Source organism: Aliidiomarina shirensis (assembly GCF_003987345.1).
In the GTDB taxonomy this organism is placed as follows: domain Bacteria; phylum Pseudomonadota; class Gammaproteobacteria; order Enterobacterales; family Alteromonadaceae; genus Aliidiomarina; species Aliidiomarina shirensis.
Window position 1 is genome coordinate 41,516 of sequence record NZ_PIPP01000005.1, and the last position, 14,529, is coordinate 56,044.

Here is a 14,529-nt window from a genome sequence, read left to right on the forward strand (position 1 = left end):
TCTAAAAAACTTAGCTTAATAGAATAATATTAATTTTAATTAGGGAATTTACAATATGAGACTAAAACGGACAGTGATATCTATTTTCGTGGGGTCAGTAGTATTTGGGTTAAACTACCAACCAGCGAAAGACTTAAATCAAAACCCAGCGGCGTTTCTTTCAGGATTTGGATGGGGAGGAGTGGCCCATGCATCTGACCAATGTGAGACTGAAGAAGGTGGGTTTATGGCTTGCGACGATATGATGGAGAGAATAGGAGTTATTGGCACTGCCCCTCCAGATTTCTGGGAGCCTGATCCAGTCGGTGATCCAGAATGCCAATATGATTGTGGGTCCCCAGGCGGCGATGGCGGTGGCGGTACTTCACCCGAGCCATCAGTAACTGAGACGTTAGCGCAAGAATCAGTGCAACAAATTGAGAATAATTTACTACAAATCGCTAATGAGTTGTCTGCGATTATTGCTTCTATTGACTTAGATACAAATTCAAGACTTGAACTTATGAACGCAGTCACAAAGTTAAACGCATTTGTAACTCTGCTTCAAAGCGGAGTTAATATTAGCTACGCACTGATTTATAATGAGTTGGAGAACCTTGGTCCCGAAATTCTGGGATTAATATTTGGCTTCTCTGCGACAGTGATTGCGAGTGCAGCTTTAACGACTCTTCTTGGAACAACAGTAGCAGGCGTTGTTGGCACTTTTATAGGGGTTTCAGTCGCATCTTGGGCTGTTCATACCTATGTCGTTCATCCGCTTTGGAATAGGCTTCAGGTTGCGTATGAAAACGGATTGATAGTTTCGGATTCTTCTTGGCACATGCCTGACTATAATGATAACCAATGTCCCTGGCATGGGGTTCCTGCTTTTTTTTGCGATGAAATGCAAATACCATAAAAGGAAAATAACATGAATTTAATTTCTTCTTTGATTTTGCCAGTAATTGTTTTGGACGTATCACCAATAATTGATAAGAACAACCTTGTGTTCGAGGATAATAATAACAATAGCAGTCACTTTGTACTTTATAGTTCGGAGTTTGGAGTTGAGAGTTATAAATCGTTACCGCGGGGACGAGGATTAGTTTTTTTAAATACTACTTCGGGCGATTGCTTTGTTAATAGACGCGAAGTAGGTTTCTCCAGTGTTCGCCCCTTTAATGCGGATACTCCACTATCGTCTCTCGAAATACTTGACTCCAACGAAAACGGTATAATCGACAGTGACGATCAAATCTATGATTATATTTCAGTTTGGATCGACATAAATGGTAATGGAAGTTGCGATTACGGTGAAGTCTACTCATTCAAAGAACTTGATATTGAACTGATTTTAGAAGGGAAAGACCGTCAATATAGAAATTCTCAAACTCATACCATATTGGAAACATTTAGTTACCGAATGGATGGGTATACTGATCAAGAGTTTGATGCATGGGGAATCAATTTTAAGCCACTCTAAAGGGGTAGGGGCAGTATGTTAACTGCCCCTACATCACGTTTTAGTTTTTTCGGAAGCTTTATGACCTATAAGATGACAGCTAATACCACCCCTATATCGTTAATTTCTAAGACGTTGGCTTTGCGGCTATTTGCTGGCGACGAAGCTTTAAAGTTAGGTCGATTTTTAACTTGGCAAAAATATTTTATTGAAAAGAATTTTATTTTTGAGGGTAAATCACTATTCAATCTTTATTTAAAAGACGCAGAATTTTCCTTTTCAGAATTAGTCAATCTGATAAATAAATCAGAATTCAGTACTGAGATGTTAAGTGAAGGTATACGTCTGATAAGCCACGAGCAAACAAATATAAGAAGTCAAGATATCTCAGTCAATTTTTTTGGAACAAAGCATATCAAACCAGCCCCTGAGGACTTAAAAGGGATGATAAACCAACTAGCGGAAAATGATACTAAGGCGATATGCGATATGGATTATTTAAAGGTCTATAGAGATCTGAACCTGTGCCATCCATTTTTAGATTGTAATGGCCGCTTCTCCCGAGCATATTTAGTCTCGCGATTGGGTTTCGAAAAGTCCCTTATACTTCTCTTTCGATTAAGGTCGAACAAATATTATGGATATTCAAATTATGACAAACAAGATATTTTTGTCTATCCCCCCAGCTTTGAACGATATTGGGAAGAGGCATCTCTATGGAGAGATGAGTTGCTAAATGAGGTAAACAAAATGTTGCCGGAAGCACAAAAAGAGTTGGCAAGATTAACTCTTAGCCCATCCTTCGCCGGTGGTTTGAGCAATCTTAATGACTACTATGCGAATCCAGTATATGTTGACAAGGCTACCGTTCAATTTGAACGTGCTTCCGTAATTAACGACGGATTCGGAAATACTTACCGGTGCATAAACCCGATTATAAATATCTACGAATTTATGTTGGCACAGGCATGTAATTAGTCTAATCTAATTTTTTATAAAAGGTATATTATTGAATCCCAAATGTCGAATTTACTGCTTAGCAACGTAAATGTTTAACTAACAGCTATATATTAAACTATAAAAAGGTTCATACATGTTTCTTAGAAAATCAAAAATCGCCTTTTTGAAAGGACTTTTACTTCCTACTTTCATAATTTTAGCTGTATTGCAGTTAATGAGAACGGAAGGTTTTTTGCTCATACCCATGACTTTAGAATCGATGCATTCGCTACCTCTTATTTATTATTCATGTGTAATTTTAATTATATGTATTAGTTACATGATTTTCGGTTTTGCGCTGAATTTCATCCGGTTACCACTGGAATTAAACGTTGACTTTAAAAATAAAGCAGTCACCAGTGGAGATAATAAAGTTATAGTAAGCAATTTTATTAAAACGAAAGTAGTTTCATTTTCTAGAAATAGCAATACTTATGTCATAGATTTCTATTCCCTTGACCAGCGAAAGTTCCTAATTCAAGCGATGTACAAATCAGACCTAGACATTCAGGAGTTGATAAATAAGCATAGTGAAGATGGTGTGGAGTACTTCAACCCCTTTCAATATTCTATCTTTAATTTTTGGAAATGACTTTCCGAGCTTTTTCCAAAATATTTTTTTGAAAGATAATAAGAAATTTACACATAACTGATTGGAGGATAATTTCTTTTTTTAAGACTTGTATTTTATTTTTTTATGTTACAAATTAGATTAGTCAATAACTTAGATGAGGAAGAGGATATGTTTAAGAAAAGTGCGGTATACGTTGCAGTTAGCGTGCTAATGGGGCTCAACTATAGCAGTCCTGTTGCATCAGATAATGAAAATTTTTACCAGTTTTTAAATGGTGTTAGTTGGGGAACAACTGCACAAGGACGTGATCAATGTGATACGAGTTCTGGGGTTGGCTGCAACACAGTACCGTAAGCAATGTGGAATAGGTATGGATTGGGTGGAAAGAGTGAGCGTTACTCACTCTTTGGATCAGAGTTCGACACAAAATAAGGCGAGCAATGGTTCAAATCTTACTGCAAATTAACAGTTAAAGGATCGAGTAGGAGGAGGCCTCGCGGCCTCAGTCCTCTCACACCACCGGGCATACGGTTCCGTACTACGGCGGTTCATAAATTACATTTGAGCCGATGGTAACTGTCCATAAGCGATATCAATCCCGGTCTATCAAACAACTTCTTCGGTAATGCCTGATTCATGTGCGAAGCACCCGAGTTCCACCATGGGCCGCGCCCATTGGTCGTACTTAGTTCTGCTCGCTTCTGGGCATTTATCTTTGGGGTGCTCTATGACAAATCACCTTAAAGTTGAACTCGAGAAATAGCTCAGACTGATCACAAGCCTCAAATTACTCGCATCAATTTTGTCAGCCATGACGTCTTGTAGTGGTCAAGTAAAATTGACCGCGGGTTTATAGTTATTCCAGAATCGTTTCTCCAACTCAGATGGTGTTAATTCACAGTTGTAAGAGTGCGGTCTCAATCGACTGTAATAACCGAGAACATAATCGCTGATCCGTTGCTTAGCTTCAGTAAAACTTCGATAGCCAGTAGTTGGTGCTCATTCCGTTTTTAAGCTTCTAAAAAACGCTCCGTGGTATGAATTAAAATGATTACGCTAAATTTATCAATGTCTCCGACAAAACCTTACGTGATGTTGAAAAGGGAAATACCGATCCTCGGCTTTCGATCGTAAACAAATTACTAGCACCCGGAAGTTTTCAGGTAAGCGCTCGAGCGGTAAAAAGAGTAATTTGACGTCGAAATATTTCGACATTAAAAGTCAGCTTTTTTGTTGACCGAAAATCTTTTTGTCGTGACTAAAGGTCAAAAACTCAACTTTTTGAAACCGCTTTATGTGCCATAATTTTACATTGAATGATCTAAAATGGGGTAAAATACCGGTAAAAACCCCTTTAAGAACCCACTTAACATACTGTTTTTACTGAATATCCCGATTAAGCCCCTATGCCTCCACCGCCCTCCGGAGGCAGAGGTCAGAGGTCAGAGGTTCGAATCCTCTCGGGCGCGCCAACATAAAAAAACCACCCTCGCGGTGGTTTTTTTATGTTTTTTGGTCGAAAAGTAAGACTACCACATGTCCGTAGCTGACCTCCCTTCGACCTATCCCATTGCATGAGTGTTGCGGTTATTGTCTGAATTCAGGATATATAATTCTTAAAGTGACTGTCTTATTTATTTTTTCAGCTTTTTATAATGAATAAAAAAGTCAACGGGTACAAAAATAATCACCCACACTAAATCAAAGACGATTACAATTACTATAAACTCAAAGAATGTTGTCTTAAAATTAAAATAAGAGAAAACAACATCAAAAATCCAGAGTAGTAACAGAGCGGCTGATGTCAAAAGCACTAAAGCTTTGGTGTATATTAATTTTGATAAGATCGAGTTACTTTTCATCATTTAATAGTACATTTTTGATATCTGTAGAATTTCCAGTTAAATCTGCACCTGCCTCTACAACTGCTCGACCAAGGCCATTTACAGTTCCTCGTGAACCAAATATTCCAGTAGAACCCTTAGCTAACGTAGAGAGTCCCTCTCCTACGGCGGCGCCAAGTCCTAGTGCACCCTCATATAACATCAAGAATATTCATCAGCCCCACCATGAGCAAAAGAACAAAACACACCGCCATGAATTTATTACCCTTTACAAATCGAGCAAAAATAGATTTCACAATCGCTTTCGGCAAAATGTCGCTTCGCCCTGAATATAGTATCAAACCCCAGATAGAAAACACTGTAAGTATAAGGCCGTAAATCATTTATAAGCTCCTATTTTTCCTCAACCATCTTATCCATAGTCTCTGTTTGCTCTATTTTCGGTCCGACATCGCCGACCCCATTCAGCCCCTAATTTTTCACCTCCCTCCAGAGGCAGAGCTAGCGGATTACCAAGTTGGACGCGTCATTATCCTCAAACTCTACATAAAGCTCTTCGATAGCTTTGATTTGCTGGCTATAGGTCTTGCCGTTTGTTGCTGAAAAAAAGCGGCTGAATGCTTTGTTAATTTCCTCAAGATACTCCTCCGTAGATTGAGTATCAGCGAAACTAGTGAAACTGGTAAGTAAAGCAGCAACAAAAAGTAGTATTTTCAATCTATCCTCCATTAGTACAAAAAATCTCTGTAATTGGTAGGGTTTAGGAACCATCTTACATTATTATAATTTCCCGGTTACATATAAACATGTTCTGATCTTGGGGTTTATCAATGTCTCCGAAAGAATCTTACGCAATGCTGGAAAAGGAAATACCGCTCCTCGGCTATCAATTATTAACAAATTATTTGCGCCAGGAAGTTTTCAGGTAAGCGTTCGATCGGTGAAAAGGGTGATTTAATCTTGAAATATTTCGACATAGAAAGTCAGCTTGTTTGTTCACTGCAAATCTTTTTGTCGTTGCTAAAGGTCAAAAAATTGAGCTTTTGAAACCGCTTTATGTGGCACAGTTTTGCTTGGCGGATCAGGGTTCAGCAGTCTAAGATAGGTGGATGTAATTTATTAACTTCACCGGTATTTTGAATGACTAGGTTTATTGGCTCTCTCTCCATTCTACTTGCAGCGTCGCTTCTGGTCGGCTGTGAAAAAGCTCCGCAGGATCTTCCTAGTGGCCCACCCCTGAACGCCAGTTTGGTGATTACGAATGTAAACGTCATCGACTGGGACGGGCGTGATGCGCGTATCTCCAACGATCAGGCGGTGGTAATTCAAAATGGTAGAATTATTGAGGTGATAGACTCTCAATTGCTACCCTCTCTTACCGCCGGCACTGAGCGAATTGATGGTAATAACAGTTATATCCTGCCTGGGTTCACGGAAATGCATGGTCATGTGCCACCAGCCACTGACTTCGGTGAACTGCCAGCCACTTACGCTGACGACATGCTCTTTTTATATATCGCCAACGGCGTGACGACCGTTCGCGGCATGCTCGGTTATCCACATCAGCTAGAGCTGAAATCAGATATCGCCGATGGCACGCGTATGGGCCCGACTCTCTATCTGGCGGGACCTAGTTTTAATGGTAATAGTATTGAGTCGGCAGAGGATGCGACCCAGCGCGTGTTAACCCAGAGCGGTGATGGCTGGGATCTGCTTAAGATCCACCCAGGTTTAACGCTTACCGAGTACCAGGCCCTGGCGCGTACGGCCCGTGAAGCGAATATCGACTTTGCTGGCCATGTTCCGTCTGAGGTCGGCCTAAAGAATGCGCTCGCCGAGGGCCAGCGCACCATTGACCATCTTGATGGTTATCTTGAGTATGTAGATGCACTGAATCGCCCTATAAGCGATGAGGAGCTACAAACCCTAGTAGAACTCACGCTTAGCCATGAGACAGCTATAGTGCCAACACAAGCACTGTGGTCGACCTTAATTGGCGCAGAAGATCCGGCTAGGTTAGCGCAGTATCCCGAGCTTGCCTTCGTGCCCGAATCAGTTCGTCAGAGCTGGCTCAACTACTACAACCGGCCGAGCATGGCGTACTTCAATCAGAGCCATGCTGATATTCAACAACAAAACCGCCAGCACCTGCTAAAAGCACTGCACGACGCCGATGCAACCATCATTTTCGGCACGGATGCTCCGCAGCTCTTCAGCGTACCGGGATTCTCAATTCACCACGAGATCGAAAAGATGCAGGCCGCCGGTATGCCACTGGAGGCGATTTACTACTCAGCTACTGCCGCCGCCGGATATTATTTTGCTGACAAAGATAACTTTGGTCACATCAAAGCAGGTCAGCGTGCTGACTTTATGCTTTTAAAGGACAACCCGCTCGAGTCTGCTGACGCACTAAAAAACCCACTGGGCGTTGTGGTTCGAGGTCAATGGTTAAGTCGAGAAGCCATCGATGAACGGTTAAGCGACATTCGCCGACGCTACAACTAGCCAGTCTCTAAGATAGATTCACCTTAAAAAGGTAGCTAAAGTATAGGGTAAATAGCAGAGTGGCCAAGATTCCCATGCAAAATTGTAAAAACTGCAACACACAGGTAGCCGATACGGCTCGCTATTGCCATCAATGTGGGCAAGCAACTGAACTCAAGAGCTTTGGTATTTGGAATGCTACCCATAGCTTCTTTGATCAGTATATTGCACTTGAAGGCACTGCGTGGCGAACGCTACGAAAGCTTGTTACGGAGCCTGGGGAACTTTCCATAACCTATATGGAGGGGCAAAGAGCTTCTTTTGTAGGCCCTATTCGGTTGTTCTTTTCAACTAGCTTTGTTTTTATCTTGCTCATGTCTTTGATGCTAGAAAATAGCTTAGCTCTGAAAACTTACTACAGTGATTTACTCTTTTCAGGCCAAGAAACGGTGGTTTTTGAATTACTACAATCAGCCTTTGTTATTCTTGTTACTTTAACACTAAGCTATGCAGCTCTTGTTTGGCTCGTAAAGAAGATACATCACATCAATTTTGGCAATGCTTTACTGATAAGCCTACACTTTCACAGCTTTAGCATGCTTCTTATTCTTCTTGCTAGCTTATTATTCTGGTTTACGTCAGGTGCAGGGCAAGCCGCCGCGGAATGGTTCGTAGTTGCGGCGTTAACTGTGTACATGGCCATAATGCTTTGGCGCGTGATTCAATATTCAAGCAAACAGCATTCAGTTGTAAAAATAGTTTTAGTTTTGGGCATCATGGCGCTTTATTTGTTTTTCTATGTTGGCTTTATGCGTGGCTTCGTTGAAGGATTCTTCTCTAGAGGAATTTAGTTTAAATTCCTCTAGAGTTCGATTTCATCACTTATCAATATCGCCCATAATCCGCCACTCCATGGGGTTAGGAAACTTACTTAGCGATACCGATTTACCCGTCCGAACATTGCTTTAAGTTTTTAAGGCGCTATGATGCTTGTGTTGCTTCACGAGGTCATCATGTTTCGATACAAGTATAAACACTGCTTTTTGAGTATGTCTCTCACCCGCCCTGTCTAAAGCCGAGTAACCCTTACTCGGCGCTAAATCCTGTTCGCTCACTTTATGTTAGTTCGGTTGGAGATATTACCGTGCTTGCTCAGTTGTTCAGGTATTGCAAAACCTCAATTTGCTCCGAAAACCCTATATTGCAAGAGAGTAGTCGTGAGTTGCTATTGGACGATGTCCAACTTGCCTCATTGCTTAACCGCTTTAAACTAGCTTCAACGCACCAAGCCACGTTAGAGAAACGCGTGCGTATTGGAAGTTACGTTACGTTGATTTCCTCTGATTTTACCGAGAGCTTAGAAATACAAATGGTTGAACCCAGTGATAGCTATCCCTCTCGCAATAGAATTTCCTACTTCTCCCCACTTGGAGCCGCGATAATTGGTTTACAAATAGGTTCCGAAATAAATGTAGCGAATGCTGGCCGCAAAGGGAGATGGATTATCAATGATATAAGGCAGAGTTCTGGCGATTTTTAATTCCATAGTTCTTTTGAGGAGGGTAGCGCCATGGAGTAACCAAGGTGTTGGATTACGAACTGCAGAATGATGCAGTAAGCATTTAACATTTTCAAAGGTGAATTCATGAGTAAAGAAAAGGCGAAAAAGCCAGCAGAAAAATCATTAAAAGAAAAACGTCGCGACAAAAAGAAAAAGAAACAAACCAATAGCGACTAACCCGCAGGGCTCCTCTTTGGAGCCCTTATTCTTCATCAACTACATAGTCATAAAGTTACTGTATCACTCCAAAACCCATCTATTCCTTTATTTCAAAATGATTTAGTATTGCGGTATATGTTTAAAAAGAGAACAGTTTATGATTTCTGTCGCCCGGTTTCTGATTGCGACATGTCTTGTTTTTGCGTTTGTAATTCCTTCTGCGTGGGCTCAGCATCATTCATTCGAACGATTTGCCGACGAACTGGGTGGCCGCCAATCTTCCGTTTATGACATCTTTCGCGATTCTCGTGGTTTTTTGTGGTTCGCGGGTGATACCGATGGGCTGCTTCGCTACGATGGCTATCAATTAACGCGTTGGGCGGGTAGTGAAAACAATGATCTCGGCCGGGTGAGTTACTCAGCGGTTATGATGACGCAGAACGATGAACTTTGGGCTGCCGCATGGGGATCGGGGTTGCTGTTTTGGCAGCATGAAGAAAACCAATTTCAAGTATTTAACACTGACAACAGCGCCCTTCCCGACAATCGTGTTCAAACTATCTTTGAAGATAGCCAAGGGCGCATATGGGCAGGCACCCTCAATGGCTTAGTTATGGTGGACGATCACCAACTAAGTGCTCTGAACGCCAGTAACCCACTTCATCAGGAACGGATTTGGGGTATTGCAGAGCTTGATGAACATCTCTGGTTTGCAACCACTTCTGGGCTTTATCGCACCAATGAGGACGGTACGGAGTGGCAGCAGTTCCTGCCTTTTCCTGAGCGATATGGCAACAATCGTATAAACGAAATCCGAACCGTGCGGGTGGTGGATAATCGGATTTGGGTAGGTATCGATAGCGGCGTGTTTGAGTTTGAGCCGCACGCGAAGCAATTTACGCAGGTGCAGTTTCCAAGTAACCACGCGAGTGAAACGAAGCCTCGGGTTAATACACTTTATCCGCAAGGCAATAACAAAATTTGGGCAGGCGCTGAGAACGGATTATATTTGGTTGATGCGAATAGCCTCGAATACCTCGCCGCGCCGGACGGGAGCTTTGTTCGGGCTACCGATGTTGATATACGGCGGGTAGCAACTGATACAAGCGGCACACTTTGGCTGGGTGCTCGTGACCAAGGCATTTTGCGTAGCAATCCCCTAACAAGCGATTTCCAGTTAACAGCGGAACACGCTCCTGAACCCATCCGATCACTGTTACAACGAACAATTAGTGCTGTGCATGTGGAGCCAAACAATGATGTATGGTTCGGTATTCCCAATGGTGTGGCTCGTCGACAAGCTACCGATCAAACGTGGCAACATTGGCTATTTCCTGCGGACGATGTATCACGACGCGTGGAAGCTATAGAAACCGACGATACTGGCCGCACTTGGGTTGCCACTAACGCTTCACTTTATTTTATTGACGAAGACACCAACTCACTGACAGAAGCAACCGAGATACTGCAAGCATTAGGTATTCAATCCACTGCTGTAACGAAGATTTTTCAGGATTCGTCGCGTCGTTTATGGTTTGGCTTCTGGGGACGAGGACTTGCCTACTTCGATATCGGCGCTAGTGAAGAAAGGTTGCAAGTAGGTTGGCACTTTACCGCGTTAAATGATTTGCGCGGAGATCTTGTATATGACCTTGTAGAACAAGAAGGAAAAGGGCTTTGGTTAGTTACCCGATTTTCCGGGCTTTGGTACAAAGCCGATGAGCGTGAAACTTGGATTCCTTTTCAACAAATAGCAGAGGAAGAAAACTGGCAAGGGCGGTTACCAAGCGACGGTATGCTGTGTTTATTCCTGCACAAAAATAACGAACTCTGGGTTTGCTCTGAGAATGGCTTACTGAAGCTTGATCTCGATGCGAAGAAAATAAAGCATTACTCGCGATCCGATGGGTTGCCTTCCGATCGTGTACTTGGGTTAACGCGGGCACCTGGAGTTGGTGGTGAAAACGCTGAACGGCTTTGGATGACGACAAGCCGAGGAATTTCACTTTACGAACGCGATCGTGAACAGTTTCTAAATTTTGGTGCCAACGACGGGCTAACTGCATCGGAGTTTTTACGGGCAGCCGTTGATGCTACCTCTTCAGGACGTGTATACGCAGGCACGGTAAGAGGCGCTTTAGAATTCGAGCCTGACAATCTAAATGTGAGCCGTGCTCGGCCGAATGTTGGTTTAAGCCGCCTGTGGGTTGATGATGAAGATATTACGGGGCGCCTGCATTTCATTCAGCCATCGCTTCATTTAGCACGCGATCACCGTAGTGTTGTAATTCAGTACAGTGTGCTCGATTTTAAAGGTGCATCAGCGAACGCTGGCCGCTATCGCTTACTCGGATTAAACGACGAATGGAGCGAATGGTCCGAGTTACGGCAGCTTACGTTCACTACGTTACCTCCCGGTGAGTATGTTCTAGAAATAGAAGGGCGCAACAGTTTAGGTATCGTGGGTGATGAGCCGTTACAACTCAACATCGTCGTTGATCGGCCTTGGTGGGCGAGCCCTTGGGTTTGGGTTTTTGGTGGTATCCTGATTGTTGTGCTGCTAGCCCTCATTGCGCAACTACGATTTGCTGCCCTTGCTCGCTTGAATCGCCGCCTTGATAACCAAGTAAAAGAGCGCACTCAAGAACTTGAAACACTTGCTCAAAAGCTTCGCGAGCAATCGCAAACGGATTATCTAACGAAACTTCCGAATCGAAGAGGCTTTACTGCGAAGTTTGAAACCGTAATTTCTCATGCGAAGCGCCACAATAAGCCGCTTACGCTCGTAATGTTCGATGTCGATCATTTCAAGAGCTTTAACGACCAACATGGTCATGAGGCCGGCGATCAAGTGCTGTTTGCAGTGAGTAAATTAGCAAAAGAGAGCTTGCGCGAACAAGATATTGTTGGCCGCTGGGGCGGTGAGGAGTTCGCCATTCTGTTACCCGATACACCGTTAACGGGCGCGCTTAAGGTATGCGAATCGCTTCGTTCTGCGCTAGAAGCTATGGTTGTGCAGTACAAAGGTGAAAACCTGAATGTTACCGCCACCTTTGGCGTTTACGAAGGAAAAGCAGCAGATGGCTCTATTGATAAATGGATGCAATTCGCCGATTCAGCTCTCTACCAAGGCAAAGAACTCGGCCGCAATCGGATAACCGCTTACGATCCTGAATACAAAGTAAAACCCTAATCGATAATCAAATTCACGAACGTGCGGCTTTGCAAGCTTCTTATTGTGAACCGCACTTTTTACATCTATTGCAGAAACTTTCCGTTTACTTACATCGAATAGCAAGCAAAAGCAGCCATACACTACTAGAGTTGTAGAATGTGCCCGCTTGTTGCATGACTTGTTGCCTGAGCAACTCGCGGTTTGGTTTTTTGCAGAGCGAAAATCCGTGCCTCTTCCACGACTATCCCCGTCGGGTCGCAGACGCGCTCCGGAGGAGCTATGGATCTGAAAAGTGGATACCCGTTTTGGGCAGTTAAAAATGGTCTGATGTCGACCTTCCCTGCCGTGAAGTCTGATATAAGATGTGATGTTATCGTGATCGGTGGCGGAATAACTGGCGCCTTAATTGCCGACGAATTGGTTTCGAACGGCTTTGCCACTGCGGTGATAGAGCACCGCGACATCGGTTGGGGCAGCACATCGGCTAGCACTGCTTTATTGCAGTATGAAATTGACACGCACTTACTCGACCTTGTGAAGTGGTATGGGGAAGAAAACGGGGCGATGGCCTACCACGGCTGCGCTGATGCTATTGATTCACTTGCTGAACTCGCATCCGAAGTGGGTGATGTTGATTTTGCTCGCCAGCAGAGCCTCTATTTCGCTAGCCAACCGGAAGACAAGAACATACTTCATGATGAGTTCACATTACGGCGTAAGCATGGGTTTAAAGCTGACTGGCTCGCGGCAGATGCAGTGAAGGAACGCTACGGCCTGCTATCATCGGGGGCTATTCTAACCCACCACGCAGCTCGCATTGACCCCTACCGCATGACCTACCATTTATTGGAACGATTAGTAGCCCGCGGTGGGCAAGTATTTGATCGCACCACCATTGAAGCAATAACCCCACACGATAACGGTGTTACGTTACGTACCGCGGAGGGGGCCAAACTTAGCTGCCAATATGTTGTGATGGCGGCGGGCTACGCCTCGCAAAATTGGTTACCGCAAAAAGTGGCGAAAAACCTGAGTACTTATGCGTTTATAACCGACCCCATGGATGCTGATGCTTTAGGCGAACTAACCTCTACTATGATGTGGGAATCCGCTCGCCCATATTTATATTTCCGTTGCACAGGTGAAGGACGTTTATTGGTGGGTGGTGAAGACGACGAGGTTGATATTCCCGCACGGCGCGATGCTCGAGTGCAGGAAAAATGCCATAAACTAATCAGCAGTATCTCTGAAATATTCCCCAACTTCGAACTGAAGCCGGCTTTTTGTTGGGCCGGTACCTTTGCTGAAACAGACGATGGTTTGCCGTTTTTCGGTCCGCACGAGCAGTATGGTCCAAGAGTATTGTTCGCTATGGCGTATGGAGGCAATGGCATTACTTACAGCATGATAGGCGCGAAATTAATTCGCGATCAAATCGAAGGAAACACGCACAAGCTAGCAAAGCTATTTTCGTTCAACCGGATAAAATAAAGCTATCTCGCGGCCACACACCGCGAGATAGCTTTAGTGCTTACTCTGAGCTGGTTTGTAACGCAATCTTTGCTTGATTATCCAGATCATCAGCGCGCTTAATTCCTGGCCGGGCATCTATTCGCTCAACATAGGCTTTAAATGAAGGGCGTTCTTCTAATGTTTTGAACTGCATACCCCAACTAATATGGCTACCAACGTAAACATCCGCCGCCGTAAACTGTTCACCACAGATATACGGACCGTTAGAAATTGCCAGCTCTAGGGCTTCCAAAACATCTTTATGGGTTCCAGAGCCAACCATCTGTTGGTTTTCGTTAAGATCCCAACCGCATGCTTTTGCGCTAGTAGCCATCTCCACTGGGCCGGCGGCAAAGAACAACCAACGATAGTAGGTTCCACGCTCTGGGCTATCTAGCGATGGCGCTAAGTGTTTCTCAGGAAACCGATCAGCAAGATAAGCGCAAATAGCCGCTGCTTCAGTAACCACAAGATCGCCATGCTTTAGCGCAGGTACCTTTCCGAGTGGATTAATTTTTAAATATTCCGATGTTTTCATATCACCGTTATAACTAAGTACCTTTGTGGTATAGGGCACACCGAGTTCTTCCAACATGCGGCGAACAATACATCCGCGAGATTCCGGGTTAGTGTAAAAAACAATTTCTTTCGTGCCTTCTTGTGCATTTTTCTGCATATCTTTCTGCATAGCCGAGCTCCTTTTTTGTATGGGTTTTATTTCTAATTAGAACTATATTGGCTATATAGGTCATAATTAGCCCTATATAAAATAATTAT

11 protein-coding genes are annotated in these 14,529 nt (G+C 43.6%); 9 read left to right on the top strand and 2 right to left on the bottom strand.

Annotation, left to right across the window (positions count from 1 at the left end; translation table 11 throughout):
* Nucleotides 1-55 precede the first annotated feature (55 nt).
* From CWE13_RS10330 to CWE13_RS10345, 4 genes are all read left to right on the top strand, one after another.
* Nucleotides 56-898 (top strand): hypothetical protein, encoded by an 843-nt coding sequence (locus CWE13_RS10330; RefSeq protein WP_126808374.1) that lies wholly within the window; start codon nt 56-58, stop codon nt 896-898.
* Between the two features lie 12 nt (nt 899-910).
* On the top strand, nt 911-1,462 hold the full coding sequence (locus tag CWE13_RS10335) for a hypothetical protein (RefSeq protein WP_126808376.1): 552 nt from the start codon (nt 911-913) through the stop codon (nt 1,460-1,462).
* 15 nt (nt 1,463-1,477) lie between these two features.
* Entirely contained in the window at nt 1,478-2,419 is a 942-nt protein-coding gene (locus CWE13_RS10340; protein WP_126808378.1) for an SAM-dependent methyltransferase, read from the top strand.
* 763 nt (nt 2,420-3,182) lie between these two features.
* Nucleotides 3,183-3,368 carry a hypothetical protein gene (locus CWE13_RS10345; protein ID WP_126808380.1) on the top strand — a complete coding sequence of 62 codons (186 nt, stop codon included), beginning with the start codon at nt 3,183-3,185 and terminating at the stop codon, nt 3,366-3,368.
* A gap of 1,991 nt (nt 3,369-5,359) precedes the next feature.
* On the opposite strand, the gene CWE13_RS10360 is transcribed toward CWE13_RS10345, so the two are convergent.
* Complete coding sequence (locus tag CWE13_RS10360; RefSeq protein ID WP_198677950.1) at nt 5,360-5,575, bottom strand: hypothetical protein; 216 nt, start codon at nt 5,573-5,575, stop codon at nt 5,360-5,362.
* A 423-nt stretch (nt 5,576-5,998) separates the two neighbouring features.
* Between CWE13_RS10360 and CWE13_RS10370 the strand changes: the two genes are divergently transcribed.
* The 5 genes from CWE13_RS10370 (at nt 5,999) to CWE13_RS10390 (ending at nt 13,731) form a co-directional block, all read left to right on the top strand.
* On the top strand, nt 5,999-7,366 hold the full coding sequence (locus tag CWE13_RS10370) for an amidohydrolase family protein (RefSeq protein ID WP_126808383.1): 1,368 nt from the start codon (nt 5,999-6,001) through the stop codon (nt 7,364-7,366).
* A gap of 74 nt (nt 7,367-7,440) precedes the next feature.
* On the top strand, nt 7,441-8,196 hold the full coding sequence (locus tag CWE13_RS10375) for a DUF3667 domain-containing protein (RefSeq protein ID WP_126808385.1): 756 nt from the start codon (nt 7,441-7,443) through the stop codon (nt 8,194-8,196).
* Between the two features lie 350 nt (nt 8,197-8,546).
* On the top strand, nt 8,547-8,885 hold the full coding sequence (locus CWE13_RS10380; protein ID WP_157980958.1) for a GreA/GreB family elongation factor: 339 nt from the start codon (nt 8,547-8,549) through the stop codon (nt 8,883-8,885).
* 337 nt (nt 8,886-9,222) lie between these two features.
* On the top strand, nt 9,223-12,258 hold the full coding sequence (locus CWE13_RS10385; RefSeq protein WP_126808389.1) for a ligand-binding sensor domain-containing diguanylate cyclase: 3,036 nt from the start codon (nt 9,223-9,225) through the stop codon (nt 12,256-12,258).
* Between the two features lie 261 nt (nt 12,259-12,519).
* Nucleotides 12,520-13,731 carry an NAD(P)/FAD-dependent oxidoreductase gene (locus CWE13_RS10390; RefSeq protein WP_126808391.1) on the top strand — a complete coding sequence of 404 codons (1,212 nt, stop codon included), beginning with the start codon at nt 12,520-12,522 and terminating at the stop codon, nt 13,729-13,731.
* A gap of 40 nt (nt 13,732-13,771) precedes the next feature.
* On the opposite strand, the gene CWE13_RS10395 is transcribed toward CWE13_RS10390, so the two are convergent.
* The gene (locus CWE13_RS10395; RefSeq protein ID WP_241973679.1) at nt 13,772-14,440 is read right to left on the bottom strand and encodes a glutathione S-transferase family protein; all 669 of its coding nucleotides are present in this window, start codon (nt 14,438-14,440) and stop codon (nt 13,772-13,774) included.
* Between the last annotated feature and the right edge of the window lie 89 nt (nt 14,441-14,529).